The sequence below is a fragment of the Anaerotruncus massiliensis (ex Togo et al. 2026) genome (assembly GCF_030825285.1).
GTDB classification, from domain to species: domain Bacteria; phylum Bacillota; class Clostridia; order Oscillospirales; family Ruminococcaceae; genus Anaerotruncus; species Anaerotruncus massiliensis.
Genome location: NZ_JAPJQF010000059.1, coordinates 1 through 15,888, shown reverse-complemented (window position 1 = coordinate 15,888; position 15,888 = coordinate 1). Strand labels below are relative to the sequence as shown.

The following is a 15,888-nucleotide window of genomic DNA, read 5'->3' as shown; positions in this document are numbered from 1 at the left end:
CGCTCGCCGCAGGCGAGGAGCGCATCTAAAGCCCCGCCGGGCGCAGCGCGGCAAATTGAAAACCGCCGTCGGGGCGGGACCCGGCGATCTATGCCGCCGAAGGCGGCACATCTGGAGCGCCCCGGAGGGGCGCGTAAAGGGCTTGCCGGGCGCAGCACGGCAAATCACCACCCCGAGACATGTCCCCGCCGGATGGCTCCGAAGATACGTTTTGTAATTCCGGGATGGGTTTTCTCCATATCGTATAAAAATTCCTTGGTCCACTGCCGTTCGGTGCACCCGTCGACGGGGCATTTGCTCTTGACGACGGGAAGCCCGGCGCGGTTCACCGCGTTGCGGACCTCCCGCTCGGTGGCGAAGATGAGCGGGCGGATCATCGTGAGGTCCTTGCGGGAGAGGTAGGAGACGGGGGAAAAGCAGCCGATCCGCCCCTCGTTGAAGAGGTTCATCAGGAAGGTCTCCACCGCGTCGTCGAAGTGGTGGCCGAGCGCGATCTTGTTGCACCCGTTCGCCTTGGCGGTGTCGTGCAGCACCCCGCGGCGCATCCGCGCGCAGAGGCTGCAGGGGTTGGATTCGCCGCGCTCGCCGAAGATGATCTGCCCGATGTCGGTGCGGCGCAGGATGTATTCGACGCCGAGCGAGCCGCACAGGTCGGCGATGGGGGAGAAGTCGCCCTCCTCGCCGTTGAAGCAGTTGTCAAGGGTGACCGCCTTGAGGGTGAAATCGATGCCGATGAACCGCCGCACCCCTGCCAGTCCGGCGAGCAGCGCGACGGAATCCTTGCCGCCCGACACGCCGACGGCGACCGTGTCGCCGTCCTCAATCATCCGGTATTCCTCCACCGCGCGGCGGATGTAGCCCATGATCTCCTGCATAAAAACCTCCGTTACAGTTTTGATGGAAAAGCGAGCGCCCGGCCGCGGCCGGGCGCAGATGGTTCGGAAGGGGAATTTCAGCCCTCCGCCGGTTCGACGTGGAAGCGCACCCGGTCGGTGTAGCCCTTTTCGCGCATGGCGGCGTTGAGCTCGGGCCAGCGGCCGCTCATGTGGAGGATGACCAGCCCGTTTACCCGGTCGATGCCCCAGCTCGTGATGGTGTCGGCGCCCTTGACGCCGCGGCGGGCCTCGAGGAACTCGACGACCTCGTCAAGTTCGGCGGCGCTGCGCCCGGCGCTCTTATAGGTGACGGGGCAGGTCCTGCCGTGGTAGGCGGTGGTGAGCTGGGCGACCAGCGCGGGGGTGACGCCGCCCTCGGGAGTCTGCCAGAGGACGAGGCCGCGCCGGTCGTCGGTGAATTCCAGCCCGCCGTATTCGCTGCGCGACAGGCGGGGGGAGAGGAAGTTATAGTAGTCGCGCGCCGCGCTCTCGGGGGAATCCGGGTCCTCCAGCGCGGCCCACAGGGCGACGGTCTGGGGGAAGAGCAGCTCGGTCAGCCGGTCCATCGTCCCGCCGGGCGCGGTATAATACTGGTCCATGTGGCGGATGATCAGGTAGGACTGCCCCTCGGCGAAGCCCTCCGCGCGGACGGCGCTCGTAAAGAGGTGCAGGCGCGCCTGCCCCGGGAAGTCGAGATAGAGGTTGACGCCGGTGATGCTGCTCGGCGGCGTGACGCCCTCGGGGAAGGCGGCGGCCTCGCGCAGCAGGTCGGCGGCCTGTCTGGACAGGTCGGGATCGGTCACCGTGTTGACCGTCTCCTCGTCCCCCTTCCAGAGGGAGGCCTCGAGCAGGACGGGCAGCTCGGCCGGAGCCACGGGGATGGCGGGGGTCGTCTCGTCCGGCTGGGGGGAGGCTTCGTCGATCGGCTTGAGCAGCCGGTCGGCAAAGACCGGGACGGCGAGCCCCGCGCAGATCGCCAGCGCCAGTAGCAGGCAGAGGCCTCTCTTCATAACGGCACACATCCTTTTAGCCAGATTCTTTACATGGAAGAAGTGGCGGAAAAGCAGGGATTTCCTGCCGGGATTTTCAATTTTTTTCTTTTTTGTCCTTCTCGCGCTCGGCCGGCTCCTCGGGAGGGAGGCGTTCGGCGCGGATGCGGGCGATGCGCCGCTCCTCGACGAGCAGGACGGTGAACTGGACGCCCTCAAGCTGAACGGAGGGGTGCTCGCCCGGTTCGGGCAGGCGGCCGAGGGCCTCGGTGATCAGGCCGCCGATCGTGTCGTAGTCGGTGTCCTCGTCGAACTCGACGTCGAAGAGCCGCTCGACGTCGTCGATCGCGACGGTGCCGTCAATCGACCAGCAGTTGTCCGAGAGCTGGGAGATCTCCTCCTCCTCGTCGTCGTACTCGTCCTGGATGTTGCCGACGATCGATTCGAGCAGGTCCTCCATCGAGACGATGCCCGCCGTGCCGCCGTATTCGTCGACGGCGACGGCGACCATGACCTTCTTCTGCTTGAACTGCGCGAAGAGGTCGACGCAGCTCATGTTCTCGGGCACGAAGAGGGCGGGGCGCATATATTTCTGGGCGTCGAACGCTGCGTCCTCCCCCTTTCCGATGAGACGGAGCAGGTCCTTGACATAGATGATGCCCATGATGTCGTCGATGTCGTCGTCGTAGACGGGAATGCGCGAAAAGCCCGTCTCGACGGCCAGGTCCGCGATCTCCTCGAGGGAGGCGGTCTTGGGCACGGCGGTCATATCGGTGCGGTGGGTCATGACCTCCGAGACGCTGCGGTCGTCGAACTCGAAGATGTTGTTGATCATGTCCTTCTCGCTCTGTTCGATCGAGCCCTTTTCGCTGCCCACGTCGACCATCATGCGGATCTCCTCCTCGGTGGCCTCCTCGGGCTCCTCGCCGGCGCGCACGCCGAACAGGCGCGCCAGCCCGCGGGCGAGCGCGCCGTTCAGGAGCACGAAGGGGCGCATGACGCAGGCGACGAACCAGCACAGCCGCGCGAGCGCGGCCGAGACCCCCTCGGGATGGCGGCAGGCCACCCGGTAGGGGAGAAGCGCGCAGAGCACGTTGAGCAGGAGCACGGTCAGCAGGAAGCCGACGAAGGAAAAGGCGTAGTAAAGCGGCCGGCTGAAGGAAAGCGAGCGGACGAGCCAGGTCAGCGGGACGAGGGCGAGGGGATAGGTGAAGAGCGCCGCGGCCACCGTGCAGGCGAAGCGCGCGAGCTCGACGCCGTCGAGGAAGGCGGCGGGGCGTTCAAGCAGCCGCGCGATGAACCGCTCCCCGCCGCGTTCGGAGGAAGCCATCTTCTTCACGCTGCTGTCCCGCAGCTGGGTGAGGGCGGTGCGCCCGGCGGTCAGCAGGGAACTGAGCAGGATGAGGAGCAGGAAAATCACGATACTGGGATAGGGGTCCATGTTGTTCATTCCTCCAATTTGCGCCGCGCGGATGGACGATTGTTTCCGCTCCGGCGCTGCTACCATAAATATAAACATTTTTCCGGACAATGTCAATTTGAAGCCCGCCCGCGGGAAGGAAAAAATCCCCGGAAAATGCGGCTTTGAAGCCCGCCTTTGGGGAAAAGCGGGGGGCGGCACCGGAATTTCCACATACGGGAGCCCCAAACGGGATGGATTTTGCCGTAAAATTGACAAAACAGTCACAATTTTCTGGGTTCTGTTATTTACAAGGCGCGGCAAAAATGATAAACTCAATAAGGATAGGGACAAGGGGCTTTTGCGCCCTTTCGGGCCCGTTCGGAATATCCAATTTATTAGCGATCGCTAATTTATCATTAGGAGGAAGATGCAACATGGCAAGAAACAAACTCACCATGGACGGCAATACCGCGGCAGCGCATGTCAGCTATGCGTTTACCGAGGTAGCGGGGATCTACCCGATCACGCCGTCCAGCCCGATGGCCGACTACGTCGACCAGTGGGCCGCCGCAGGCCGTAAGAATATCTTCGGCACCACCGTCAAGGTCATGGAGATGCAGTCCGAGGCGGGCGCGGCGGGCACCGTGCACGGCTCGCTGGCCGCCGGCGCCCTGACCACCACCTATACCGCCTCCCAGGGCCTGCTGCTCATGATCCCCAACATGTATAAGCTCGCCGGCGAACTGCTGCCGGGCGTCTTCCATGTTTCGGCCCGTACCGTCGCCACCCACGCGCTGAACATCTTCGGCGACCACTCCGACGTCTACGCCTGCCGCCAGACCGGCTTCGCGATGCTCGCCGAGAGCAACCCGCAGGAGGTCATGGACCTGGGCGCCGTGGCGCACCTGGCCGCCATCAAGGGCCGCGTCCCCTTCATCAACTTCTTCGACGGCTTCCGCACCTCCCACGAGATCCAGAAGATCGAGGTCTGGGACTACGACGACCTGGCCGGGATGGTCGACATGGACGCGGTCGAGGCCTTCCGCAAACGCGCGCTCAACCCCGAGCGCCCGGTCATGCGCGGCTCCCACGAGAACGGCGACATCTTCTTCCAGCACCGCGAGGCCTGCAACAAGTTCTATGACGAGCTGCCGGCCGTGGTCGAGGAGTACATGGGCAAGGTCAACGCCAAGCTCGGCACCGACTACAAGCTCTTCAACTACTACGGCGCCCCCGACGCCGAGCGGGTCATCATCGCGATGGGCTCGATCTGCGATGTGGCCGAGGAGGTCATCGACTACCTGACCGCCGCCGGCGAGAAGGTCGGCCTCATCAAGGTCCGCCTCTACCGCCCCTTCGTCCCCGCCAAGCTGATCGAGGCGATCCCGGCCACCGCCAAGAGCATCGCCGTCCTCGACCGCACCAAGGAGCCCGGCTCCCTGGGCGAGCCGCTCTACCTCGACGTCATCACCGCCCTCTCCGAGTGCGGCGTGTCGGGCAAGACGGTTATCGGCGGCCGCTACGGCCTCGGCTCCAAGGACACCCCGCCCTCCAGCGTCTTCGCCGTCTTTGACGAGCTGAAGAAGGATTCCCCCAAGAAGCACTTCACCATCGGCATCACCGACGACGTTACATACACCTCGCTCGAGGAGAACAACTTCGCGAACACTGCGGCCAAGGGCACCATCGAGTGCAAGTTCTGGGGCCTCGGCGGCGACGGCACCGTCGGCGCGAACAAGAACTCGATCAAGATCATCGGCGACCACACCGACAAGTATGTGCAGGCGTACTTCCAGTACGACTCCAAGAAGACGGGCGGCATCACGATCTCCCACCTGCGCTTCGGCGACGAGCCGATCCGCGCGCCCTACTACATCAACAAGGCCGACTTCGTGGCCTGCCACAACCCCTCCTACGTCGTCAAGGGCTACAAGATGGTCCGCGACGTGAAGCCGGGCGGCGTCTTCCTCATCAACTGCCAGTGGACCCCCGAGGAGCTCAATACCCACATGCCCGCCGAGGCCAAGCGTTACATCGCCAAGAACAACATCCAGCTCTACACCGTCAACGCGATCGACCTCGCGATCAAGATCGGCATGGGCAAGCGCACCAACACCATCCTGCAGGCCGCGTTCTTCGCGCTCGCGAAGGTGCTGCCGATCGACGAGGCCGTCGACTACATGAAGAAGGCGGCTTACAAGTCCTACTCCAAGAAGGGCGAGGACGTCGTCAACATGAACTACGCGGCGATCGACGCGGGCGTTTCGGCGTTCGTCAGGATCGACGTCCCGGCCGACTGGGCGAACGCCAAGGACGAGGCCGAGTCGGCTCTGCCCGAGGGCAAGAAAGAGCTCGTCACGATGGTCCACGACATCATGGAGCCCGTCTCCAAGATGAACGGCGACAGCCTGCCGGTCTCCACCTTCGTCCCCCACGCGGACGGCACCTTCGAGCAGGGCGCTTCCGCCTACGAGAAACGCGGCGTCGCGGTGTCGGTGCCCGAGTGGCTGCCGGAAAACTGCATCCAGTGCAACCGCTGCTCCTATGTCTGCCCGCACGCGACCATCCGCCCGTTCGCGCTGAGCGCCGACGAGGCCGCGAAGGCCCCCGCGCAGACCAAGTACACCGCCAAGATGACCGGCGCGCCCGACTACAAGTTCACGATCGCCGTCTCCCCGCTTGACTGCATGGGCTGCGGCGTCTGCGTCAGCGTCTGCCCGGCCAAGGAGAAGGCGCTGGTCATGAAGCCGCAGGAGAGCCAGTCCGCCCAGCAGGAAGTCTTCGACTTCATGGTCGCGAACATCTCCAAGAAGCCCGGCATGCCCGCCGACGAGACCGTCAAGGGCAGCCAGTTCAACCAGCCGCTGCTTGAATTCTCCGGCTCCTGCGCGGGCTGCGCCGAGACCTCCTACGCCCGCCTGATCACCCAGCTGTTCGGCGAGCGGATGTACATCTCCAACGCGACCGGATGCTCCTCCATCTGGGGCGGACCGGCCGCCACCAGCCCGTACACCGTCAACAAGGACACCGGCCGCGGCCCGACCTGGGCGAACTCCCTGTTTGAGGACAACGCCGAGCACGGCTTCGGCATGTACATCGGACAGAAGACCATCCGCGACCGCCTGGCCGCGAAGACCCGCGCGCTCGTCGAGGTGCCCCACACCTGGGCCCCGCTGAAGGAAGCCGCGCAGGCGTGGCTCGACACGATGGACGACGGCAAGGCCAACGCCGCCGCCACCGAGAAGTATGTGGAAGCCCTGCAGGGCGGCCTGATGAGCGTGGACGACTGCCTCGCCTTCATCGAGACCCCCGCGAGCAAGGAGATCTTCGGCGACAAGCACGCCGAGATGCATGAGCACATGAAGGCCCTCAAGGCGTCGGGCGCGGCCCACTGCGACTGCGAGGCCTGCACGCTGACGGCTGAGATCCTGGCCGAGAAGGAATACCTCGCCAAGAAGTCCGTCTGGATCTTCGGCGGCGACGGCTGGGCGTACGACATCGGCTACGGCGGGCTCGACCACGTGCTCGCTTCGGGCGAGGACGTCAACGTCATGGTCTTCGACACCGAGGTCTATTCCAACACCGGCGGCCAGGCGTCCAAGTCCTCCAACATCGGCCAGGTGGCGCAGTTCGCCGCGGCCGGCAAGGCGATCGCCAAGAAGAGCCTCGCTGAGATGGCCATGTCCTACGGCTATGTCTACGTCGCGCAGATCTCGATGGGCGCCGACATGAACCAGACGATCAAAGCGATCGCCGAGGCCGAGGCCTATCACGGCCCCTCCCTCATCATCGGCTACGCCCCCTGCGAGATGCACAGCATCAAGGGCGGCATGACCAACTGCCAGACCGAGATGAAGAAGGCCGTCGACGCGGGCTACTGGAACATGTTCCGCTTCAACCCCGCGCTCAAGGCGGAGGGCAAGAACCCGTTCACGCTCGACAGCAAGGCGCCGACCGCGAGCTACAGGGACTTCATCATGAACGAGGCCCGGTACTCCTCGCTGACCCGCTCCTTCCCCGACCGTGCGGAGACCCTCTTCGACGAGGCGGAGAAGTCCGCCGCCGCGCGCTACCAGCACCTGCTCAAGCTCCAGCAGCTCTACGCGGAATAATCCGACGTGCAAAAGCCCCGCGCCTTACGGCGCGGGGCTTTTTTTCGCCGTGCGGCTCAGGAGGGCGGGGCTCCCGAATCCTCGACGATGCGCCCGTCGATGATGCGGATGAGCCGCCCAGCCGCGGAGGCGATGCGGTCGTCGTGGGTGATGAGGATGACGGTGCGTCCCTCGGCGTGCAGCTCGTGGAGGATGTCCATGACCTGCGCGCCCGAGGCGGAGTCGAGGTTGCCGGTCGGCTCGTCCGCGAGGATGATGGGGGGCTTCGCGGCGATCGCGCGGGCGATCGCGACCCGCTGCTGCTGCCCGCCCGAAAGCTGGGCGGGGTAGTGGTGCATCCGGTTGCCCACCCCCACCCGCTCAAGCGCGGAAACGGCCAGCTCGCCGCGCTCGCGGCGGGGGATGCCGCGGTAGATGAGCGGCAGCTCGACGTTTTCCAGCGCGGTCAGGCTGGGGATGAGGTTGAAGCCCTGGAAGATGAAGCCGATCCGCCGGTTGCGGATGCCGGCGAGGGAGGCCTCGGGGATGTGGGCGACGTCCTCCCCGTCGAGGAAATAGATCCCTCCGTCGGGCAGGTCGAGGCAGCCGAGCATGTTCATGAGGGTCGATTTGCCCGACCCCGACTGCCCGACGATCGCCACGAACTCCCCCGTCTCGATCGAGAGGGAAACGCCGCCGAGCGCGCGCACCTCGTTGTCGCCGGCGTTATAAATTTTGCACAGGTCCCGCAGTTCCACAAGCGGCATAACAAATCCCCCACAGACGTTTTTTCTTAGTGTCTGCGGGGGAGGCTTTTTTATGCGGTTTTTTAACGCAGGACGAGGATCGCCGCGCCGTAGGGGGGCAGCAGGCCGTCGGCGCCGAGGCTGCCGTAGAGGACCGCCGCGTCCTTGAACTCCATCGGGAGGACGGCCGGCTGCTCCGAGGGGGTGCGGTTGACGGCGACGTAGTAGCTTTCGCCGCCGCAGTCGCGCAGGAAGGAGACGACCTCGGGGGTGAAGGAGACGGCGCTGAAGCTGCCGGAGGAGAGCGCCGGGCATCCCGACCGGATCGCGCCGAGGGTGCGGAAGAACTGGATGAGCTCGGGGTCCTCGCGGCCCCACGGGTAGCAGGTGCGGTTGAAGGGGTCCTTGTAGCCGTAGAGGCCGGCCTCGTCGCCGTAATAGAGGCAGGGCACGCCGGGCAGCATGTACTGGATGACCGACGCGAGCATGAAGAGCTTTTTGCCGAGCGCGTATTTTTCCGGGCTCAGCGTGTTGTTGTGCGCCTGCCAGTCGCGCCCGCCCGAGATCGGCTCGCCCGCCAGCGCGGTGATCGCCCGCTCGATGTCGTGGGTGGACAGGGAGTTCATCAGCACGTCGAGCACCGGCTTGGGGTAGTGCTCGAGGATGGAGAGCAGGGTGGAGTAGAGGCGGTTGCAGTCGCCGTGGCGGACGTAGGCGATGATCGCGTCGCGGAAGGGGTAGTTCATGACCGAGTCGAGCTGCCCGCCGAGGAAATAGCGCCGGCGGATGCCGTAGGCGACCTTGGTGGAGGCGTCCTCCCACACCTCGCCGATGACGGCGGCGTCGGGGTCGGCGCCCTTGACGCAGGCGGCGACCCGGTCGAGGAACTCGTCGGGCAGTTCGTCCGCCACGTCGAGCCGCCAGCCCGAGATGCCGTCCGCAAGCCATTTGCGCAGCACCCCGTTTTCGCCGCAGATGAACTCGCCGTAGGAGGGGTCGCGCTCGTTCAGGTTGGGCAGCTCCTGGAACCCCCACCAGCTCTGGTAGCCGTTGGGGTAGTTGGTGAACTCATACCAGCTCCGGTAGGGGCTCTGGGGGTCGTTGTAGGCCCCGCCGTTCCCGTAGCGGCGCTTTTTGTTGAAGTAGACGCTGTCCGCGCCGGTGTGGTTGAAGACGCCGTCGAGGATGACGCGGATGCCGAGCGCCTTCGCGCGGGCGCACAGCTCCCGGAGGTCCTCCTCGGTGCCGAGCAGCGGGTCGATCCGGAGGAAATCCGCGGTGTTGTAGCGGTGGTTGGAGTGCGCCTCGAAGATGGGGTTCAGGTAGATCGTGCCCACCCCCATGCTTTTGAGGTAGGTCAGCTTCTGGGTGATGCCCCGCAGGTCGCCGCCGAAGTAGTCGGAGTTGGTCACCTCGCCGTTACGGTCGGGCAGGTATTCGGGCAGCTCGTACCAGTCGCGGTGGAGCCGCCGGTCGGAGGGCACGCCGCTCTTGGCCCCGCCCGACGCGCAGAAGCGGTCGGGGAAGATCTGGTAGAGGATGCCGTTCTTCATGAATTCGGGCGCGCGCATCGCCTTGTCATAGACGGTGAGCTGCCACATCTCCCCGCCCTGCGGCAGCAGCACGCCGAAGCCGTCCTGGTCGCGGGCGATGCGCATCTTTCCGTTGACCCCGGCGACCTCGAAGAGGTAGAAATAGAGCTGCGGGTCGGGGGAATAGAAGATGCAGGTGTAGGAGCAGCTCACCCCGTCGCTCGCCTCGTAGTGCATGGGGATGCGCTCGGGGGAATCCCAGCGGTCCGCCTTGTAGACGAGCAGCGCGGGTTCGCGCAGCTGGTAGGAGATCGGCAGGAAGACGCGGAAGGTGACGACGTCGTCCGTGGGGACCGCCCCGAAGGGGGTTTTGCAGCGGTCGTCGCGGCTGTCGAAGAGAAAGGTACTCACGAGATCAACTCCGATACAGATTGAATCAGGCTGCCAAAAAATTTTTGACAGCCTGACCGGATGACATGGAAAGCGGGGGCGCGGAAGGCGCTCAGAGCGACCAGATGTCGTGCGCGTACTCCTCGATCGCGCGGTCGGCGCAGAAATAGCCGGACGCCGCGATGTTGTGGAGCGACATCTCCTGCCACCTGGCGGTATCCTGGTAGAGGCGGGAGGCCTCCTGCTGGATGCCGCAGTAGGCGTCGAAGTCGGCGAGCACCATGTAGGGGTCGTCGTAGCGCAGGGAGTTGGCGATGGTGGGGAACTGCTGGCCCGCCAGCCCGGAGGCGAGCAGGTCGATCGCGCGGCGCAGGCGCTGGTCGCGGTTGTAGTACTCGGCGGGGTTGTAGCCGGCGGCCTTGAGGTCGGCGGCGCGCTCGGCGGTCATGCCGAAGATGAGGATGTTGTCCTTGCCGACCCGTTCGCCGATCTCGACGTTCGCGCCGTCGAGGGTGCCGAGGGTGATCGCGCCGTTGAGCATGAGCTTCATGTTGCCGGTGCCGCTCGCCTCGGTGCCGGCGAGGGAGATCTGCTCGGAGATCTCCGAGGCGGGCATGAGCAGCTCGGAGATGGTGACGCTGTAGTTTTCGAGGAAGACGATGCGCAGCTTGCCGCGCACCGCGGGGTCCGCCTCGATCACGTCGCGCAGGGTGCAGATGAATTTGATGATCTGCTTGGCGAGGAAGTAGCCGGGGGCCGCCTTGGCGCCGAAGATGTAGGTCTTGGGCAGGAAGGGGGCGTTCGGGTGGTCCTTGAGCCAGAAGTACTCGTTCAGGATGTGCAGCGCGTTCAGGTGCTGCCGCTTATACTCGTGCAGGCGCTTGACCTGCACGTCGAAGACCGAGTCGGGGTCGAGCGCGACGCCGGAGGTCTCGAGCACGTATTTGGAGAGCCGCTCCTTGTTCTCCCGCTTGACGGCGGCGAGCCGATCAAGCACCGCCTTGTCGGTGGAAAACTTGTCGAAGCGTTTCAGGTGGGACATGTCGGTGAGCCAGCTGTCGCCGATCGTGTCGCAGAGGAGCTTTGTGAGCCCGGGGTTGGACTGGTAGAGCCAGCGCCGGGAGGCGATGCCGTTGGTGACGTTCTTGAACTTGTAGGGGGTGAGGTGGTAATAGTCGCGGAAGACGCTGTCCCGGAGGATCTGGGAGTGCAGCTTGGAGACGCCGTTGACGCTGTGGGAGGCGATGACGGCGAGGTTGGCCATGCGCACCTGGAAGTCGTAGACCACCCGCATGCGGTCGATGTCGTAGGGGTCGTAGTGGTAGACATCACGCAGCTCGGCGCAGAAGCGGCGGTCGATCTCCTGGACGATCTGGTAGATGCGGGGCAGCAGGTTGCGGAAGATGTCCTCGTTCCACTTTTCGAGCGCCTCGGCCATGACGGTGTGGTTGGTGTAGGCGAAGGTGCGCACAACGATGTCCCAGGCGCGCTCCCACTCGTAGCCGTAGTCGTCGAGCAGCACCCGCATCAGCTCGGGGATGGCGAGGGCGGGGTGGGTGTCGTTGATCTGGATGGCGTTCTTTTCGCCGAAGTTGTCGAGCGTGCCGTAGAGGGAGAGGTGCCGGCGCACGATGTCGGAGATCGAGGCGGCGGTGAGGAAATACTGCTGCTTGAGGCGCAGCATCTTGCCCTCGGCGTGGTTGTCGTTGGGGTAGAGCACCTTGGAGATCGCCTCGGAGGCGGAGGCGGCGCCCATCGAGTTGACGTAGTCGCCGCGGTTGAAGGCCTCCATGTCGAAGCCGGGGCTCTGCGCCTTCCACAGGCGCAGCACCGCGATGCCCTCGCTCTGGAAGCCGGTGACGTACATGTCGTGGGGGACGGCGTAGACGGTCTGGTAGTCGACGTGGTTGACCCAGTGGTGGCCGCCTTCCCAGCCCTCCTCGATGCGCCCGCCGAACTTGATCGGCACGGTGCGGTCGGGCTTCTTCTTGAGCCAGACGCTGCCGCCCGGCAGCCAATAGTCGGGCGTCTCGGTCTGCCAGCCGTCGATGATCCGCTGCTTGAAGATGCCGTACTCGTAGAGGATCGAGTAGCCCATGGCGGGCAGGTTCTCAGTGGCCATCGCGTCGAGGTAGCAGGCGGCGAGGCGGCCCAGGCCGCCGTTGCCGAGGCCCGCGTCCGGCTCGAGCGCGTACATCTTTTCGATGTCGACCTCCAGCTCCTCGAGGGCGGCGGTCATCGCGTCCTGGATGCCGAGGTTGTAGAGGCTGTTCTTGAGGGAGCGGCCCATCAAAAACTCCATGCAGAGATAATAGACCTTCTTCTCCGCGCGGGCGTTGTTGTGGGCGTTGAAGATCTTGTACTTTTCGCTGAGGATCTCGCGGGTGACGCGGCAGAGCGCCTCGTAATAGACCTCGTCGGAGGCGTGCTCCGGCTCGATGAGCATGTCGCTCTTGAAGGTGTCCAGGAGGAGGTCCTTGAGGACCTCCTTGGTGTAGTGCTTGCTGATGTTCATGATACCCTCCTAATACTCGGTGCGGCAGGTGCGGGCCGGCCTTTTATGCGGCAATCAGGCGGCGCGGCAGCGCTTTGACGCGCTGGCGCTTTACCCTTGTATAAAACTGGATAATTACACTTCATTATACCCTAAAACGCCGCGCCATGCAAGCGATGGGGCGTAAAAACGCGGGATTCGGCAAAAACCTCCAGAAAGGGGTGAAAAAACCAAAGAAACTCGGAAAATTTGTACGGGCTCTTTATTCGCGGCGGGAAATGCGATATAATATGAAAGATAACAGCAAGTATGGGAGGTTATCGGACCATGAATACCATCAACCGCGTCAGGATTACGATCAACGGCGTGCACTATACGATCTCCACGTCGGAACCGGAAGAATACGTGCTCGGGCTCGCGCAGGAGCTGGACGAGCAGATCAAGGGGATTCTGGAGAAGAACCCGAGCATCTCCTTCAACGACGTGATGGTGCTCTGCGCCATCAACTATATCGACGCCTACAAGCGCAGCGAGGAGAACGCCGACCGCATGCGCACCCAGATTTCGGAGTACCTCGAGGACGCCGCCAAGGCGCGCATCGAGCTCGACGAGGTCAAGCGGGAGAACGCCCACCTGCGCCGCCAGCTTGACGGGCAGGAGATGAAGGGCCAGACCAAGCTGGACGTGAAATGAGCCGCCTGCCGGAGGTGCTCGCGCCCGCCGGGAACCCGGCGGCGCTTGAAGCGGCCGTCCTCTGCGGGGCGGACGCGGTCTATCTCGGCGCCGGGGCGTTCAACGCCCGCCGCGGCGCCGAAAATTTTACCCTGGAGCATCTGGCGGACACCGTCCGCCGCTGCCACATCCGGGGCGTCAGGGTCTACCTGACGCTCAATATCGTCGTGCGCGAGGATGAAATCCCACAATTTTTGGCCGACGCCGAGGCCGCCTGCGCGGCGGGGGTCGACGCGGTCATCGTGCAGGACGCCGGCGCGGCGGCGCTGCTGCGCCGGTGCGCGCCGTCGCTTCGGCTGCACGGCTCCACCCAGATGGTGGTGCACAACGCCGAGGGGGCCAAAATGCTCGAGGAGATGGGCTTTTCCCGCGTCGTGCTGGCCCGCGAGTGCTCGAAGGAGGAGATCGGGGAGATCATCCGCTCGACCTCCCTCGAGGTGGAGACCTTTGTGCACGGCGCGCTGTGCATGTCGGTGTCCGGCCAGTGCTATATGAGCGCGGTGCTCGGCCAGCGCAGCGGCAACCGCGGCCTCTGCGCCCAGCCCTGCCGCCTGCCCTGCAAGGCGGGGAACAGCGAACATGCCCTCTCCTTAAAGGATATGAGCATCATCGGGCGGGCGGGGGAGCTTCGGGAGCTCGGCGTGTCCGCCCTCAAGATCGAGGGGCGGATGAAGCGCCCCGAATATGTCGCGGCCGCAGTCACCGCCTGCCGCAAGGCGCTGGCGGGGGAACCGGTCGACTTGGAAACGCTACAATCCGTATTTTCGCGCAGTGGATTTACAGATGGTTATTTCGAGGGGCGCCTCGGCGCGGAGATGTTCGGCATCCGCCAGAAGGAGGACGTCACCGCGGCGGCGGGGGTGCTCGGCGGGCTGGAGACCCTCTACACCGACCCGCGCAAGCAGGTGCAGAAGGTGGAGGCGGATTTCCGCTTCACGATGAAGGCGGGGGAGCCCGCGCGCCTCGTCGTGACCGACGGGGACGGCAACATTTCCGAAGCCGCGGGGGAGATCCCCCAGGCGGCGGTCAACCGCCCCACCGATCCGGAGCGCGCGGCGGCGAGCCTCTCCAAGACGGGCGGGACCCCTTACCATGTCCGAAGCGTCTCCTGCGAGATCGGGGAAGGGCTGATGCTGCCCGCCTCGGCGGTCAACGCCCTGCGCCGCGAGGCGCTCGGAAAACTTGACGGGCTGCGCGGAAAAACCCGCGCCATCCCCTTCGACCGCGCAAGGGCGGGCGCGCCGCGCGGACACGCGCCCGCGCCGCTCCCGGCGCTGCGGGTGCGCGCCTACAGCGCGCGGCAGCTTTCGCCCGAACTGCTCGAGGGGGCGGAGCTCGTCACGCTGCCGGTGCCCGAGCTTGTGAAGCTCTGTGAAAACGGCGCGCCCGCGTATGCGGACAAGCTGTGCGCCGGGCTGCCGCGCATCCTCTTTTCGGGAGGGGAGGCGCTGAAAAGGCAGCTCTCGCTGCTGCGGGAGAGGGGAATCCGCCACGCGGCCGTGGGAAACCCCGGCGCGGTAAAAATCGCCGGGGCGGCGGGCTTTATGCTGCACGGGGAACCGTTTTTCAACGCGATGAACTCCTACGCGGCCGAAACGCTCGCCGGCTGGGGGCTTTGCGACCTGCTGCTCTCCTTCGAGGCGACGCTCGACATGGCGAAAAGGATTCAATCCCCCGTTCCGCTCGGACTGACCGCCTACGGGCGTCTGCCCCTCATGACGGTGCGCAACTGCCCGGTGAAGTCGTTCGTGGGCTGCGCGCGTTGTAAGAAGGGGGAGAACTTCCTGACCGACCGCCGGGGGGAACTCCTCTATACGAGCTGCGCCTACGGGTGCAGTGAAATCCTCAATCCCGTCCCGCTCTTCATGGGGGACCGGCTTCCGGAGCTGCGCGGCCTCGATTTTATCGAGCTGCGGTTTTCCACCGAGAGCCCGGAGGAGTGCGGGAAACTGTTTGAAACCTACCGCTCCGGCGGGGAATTCCATGGGAAATTCACGCGGGGGCTGCTCTACAAGACGGTACTATAGGAGGACTGCCATATGCTGAAACTCAAACGCCTGCGCCCGTCGGCGCGGATCCCCGCGAACGCCACGCCGGGCAGCGCGGGTTACGACCTCTGCGCCGACCTCGACTCCCCGGTGACGATCCCCGCCCGCCGGACGGTCAAGATCCCGACCGGCCTGGCCATGGCGATCGAGCCGGGTTACGCGGGCTTTGTCTTCGCGCGCAGCGGGCTGGGCATCAAACACGGCATCGTGCCCGCCAACTGCGTCGGCGTGATCGACAGCGACTACCGGGGCGAGGTGATCGTGGGGCTTTATAACCACACCGACGAGCCTTTCGTCGTCGAACCGGGCGACCGCATCGCCCAGCTCGTGCTGCTGCCGGTGCATACCCCCGAAATCGAGGAGTGCGCCGAGCTCGGCGAGACCTCGCGCGGCGAAGGCGGGTTCGGGTCCACCGGAAGGTAGACTTTTTTGCCGCTTCCCGGCGGGGCTTCTTCTTAGGACTTGCCGCTCATGGAGCGGCGGAGCTGCCGGGTCCCGCCCCGGCGAGGCTTCCTTAGATTTGCCGCTCATCGCGCGGCAGAGTTTGTCGGTAGTCGACCGACAGCGAGTTCCTTTCTTGCTTGCCCAA

General features: G+C 65.0%; 10 protein-coding genes. 4 read left to right on the top strand and 6 right to left on the bottom strand.

Going from position 1 to position 15,888, the window contains the following annotated elements; all coding sequences use genetic code 11:
* Positions 1 to 164 precede the first annotated feature (164 nt).
* The 3 genes from RCI06_RS12705 to RCI06_RS12695 form a co-directional block, all read right to left on the bottom strand.
* Positions 165 to 875, bottom strand: coding sequence for a tRNA 2-thiocytidine biosynthesis TtcA family protein (locus RCI06_RS12705; protein WP_101548595.1), 711 nt, complete (start codon positions 873 to 875; stop codon positions 165 to 167).
* Between the two features lie 77 nt (positions 876 to 952).
* Entirely contained in the window at positions 953 to 1,885 is a 933-nt protein-coding gene (locus RCI06_RS12700; RefSeq protein WP_306576276.1) for a hypothetical protein, read from the bottom strand.
* A 76-nt stretch (positions 1,886 to 1,961) separates the two neighbouring features.
* Positions 1,962 to 3,314 (bottom strand): hemolysin family protein, encoded by a 1,353-nt coding sequence (locus RCI06_RS12695; RefSeq protein ID WP_306576275.1) that lies wholly within the window; start codon positions 3,312 to 3,314, stop codon positions 1,962 to 1,964.
* Positions 3,315 to 3,700: 386 nt separating this feature from the next.
* On the opposite strand from RCI06_RS12695, the gene nifJ reads away from it, so the two are divergent.
* Positions 3,701 to 7,378 (top strand): pyruvate:ferredoxin (flavodoxin) oxidoreductase, encoded by a 3,678-nt coding sequence (gene nifJ / locus RCI06_RS12690; RefSeq protein ID WP_306576274.1) that lies wholly within the window; start codon positions 3,701 to 3,703, stop codon positions 7,376 to 7,378.
* Positions 7,379 to 7,434: 56 nt separating this feature from the next.
* Here the strand turns inward: nifJ and RCI06_RS12685 are convergent, their stop codons facing one another.
* From RCI06_RS12685 to RCI06_RS12675, 3 genes are all read right to left on the bottom strand, one after another.
* Positions 7,435 to 8,124: an ABC transporter ATP-binding protein gene (locus RCI06_RS12685; RefSeq protein WP_306576273.1), complete on the bottom strand. Its 690-nt coding sequence runs from the start codon at positions 8,122 to 8,124 to the stop codon at positions 7,435 to 7,437.
* 62 nt (positions 8,125 to 8,186) lie between these two features.
* Complete coding sequence (locus RCI06_RS12680; RefSeq protein WP_101548605.1) at positions 8,187 to 10,046, bottom strand: alpha-amylase family glycosyl hydrolase; 1,860 nt, start codon at positions 10,044 to 10,046, stop codon at positions 8,187 to 8,189.
* Between the two features lie 91 nt (positions 10,047 to 10,137).
* On the bottom strand, positions 10,138 to 12,540 hold the full coding sequence (locus RCI06_RS12675) for a glycogen/starch/alpha-glucan phosphorylase (RefSeq protein WP_306576272.1): 2,403 nt from the start codon (positions 12,538 to 12,540) through the stop codon (positions 10,138 to 10,140).
* A gap of 306 nt (positions 12,541 to 12,846) precedes the next feature.
* Between RCI06_RS12675 and RCI06_RS12670 the strand changes: the two genes are divergently transcribed.
* From RCI06_RS12670 to dut, 3 genes are read left to right on the top strand one after another with little or no spacing between them, the layout of a single operon-like run.
* Complete coding sequence (locus RCI06_RS12670) at positions 12,847 to 13,212, top strand: cell division protein ZapA (protein WP_158595720.1); 366 nt, start codon at positions 12,847 to 12,849, stop codon at positions 13,210 to 13,212.
* The gene (locus RCI06_RS12665) at positions 13,209 to 15,278 is read left to right on the top strand and encodes a U32 family peptidase (protein ID WP_306576271.1); all 2,070 of its coding nucleotides are present in this window, start codon (positions 13,209 to 13,211) and stop codon (positions 15,276 to 15,278) included. Before RCI06_RS12670 ends, RCI06_RS12665 begins: the two co-directional genes overlap by 4 nt.
* Positions 15,279 to 15,290: 12 nt before the next feature.
* The gene (gene dut / locus RCI06_RS12660) at positions 15,291 to 15,722 is read left to right on the top strand and encodes a dUTP diphosphatase (protein WP_121587607.1); all 432 of its coding nucleotides are present in this window, start codon (positions 15,291 to 15,293) and stop codon (positions 15,720 to 15,722) included.
* Positions 15,723 to 15,888: the final 166 nt, after the last annotated feature.

Excerpts from the sequence above, each read along its gene's own strand:
- nifJ (WP_306576274.1), top strand. The coding sequence starts at position 3,701 with ATGGCAAGAAACAAACTCACCATGGACGGCAATACCGCGGCAGCGCAT.
- RCI06_RS12665 (WP_306576271.1), top strand. The coding sequence starts at position 13,209 with ATGAGCCGCCTGCCGGAGGTGCTCGCGCCCGCCGGGAACCCGGCGGCG.
- dut (WP_121587607.1), top strand. The coding sequence starts at position 15,291 with ATGCTGAAACTCAAACGCCTGCGCCCGTCGGCGCGGATCCCCGCGAAC.
- RCI06_RS12675 (WP_306576272.1), bottom strand. The coding sequence starts at position 12,540 with ATGAACATCAGCAAGCACTACACCAAGGAGGTCCTCAAGGACCTCCTC.
- RCI06_RS12695 (WP_306576275.1), bottom strand. The coding sequence starts at position 3,314 with ATGAACAACATGGACCCCTATCCCAGTATCGTGATTTTCCTGCTCCTC.
- RCI06_RS12705 (WP_101548595.1), bottom strand. The coding sequence starts at position 875 with ATGCAGGAGATCATGGGCTACATCCGCCGCGCGGTGGAGGAATACCGG.
- RCI06_RS12670 (WP_158595720.1), top strand. The coding sequence starts at position 12,847 with ATGAATACCATCAACCGCGTCAGGATTACGATCAACGGCGTGCACTAT.
- RCI06_RS12685 (WP_306576273.1), bottom strand. The coding sequence starts at position 8,124 with ATGCCGCTTGTGGAACTGCGGGACCTGTGCAAAATTTATAACGCCGGC.
- RCI06_RS12700 (WP_306576276.1), bottom strand. The coding sequence starts at position 1,885 with ATGAAGAGAGGCCTCTGCCTGCTACTGGCGCTGGCGATCTGCGCGGGG.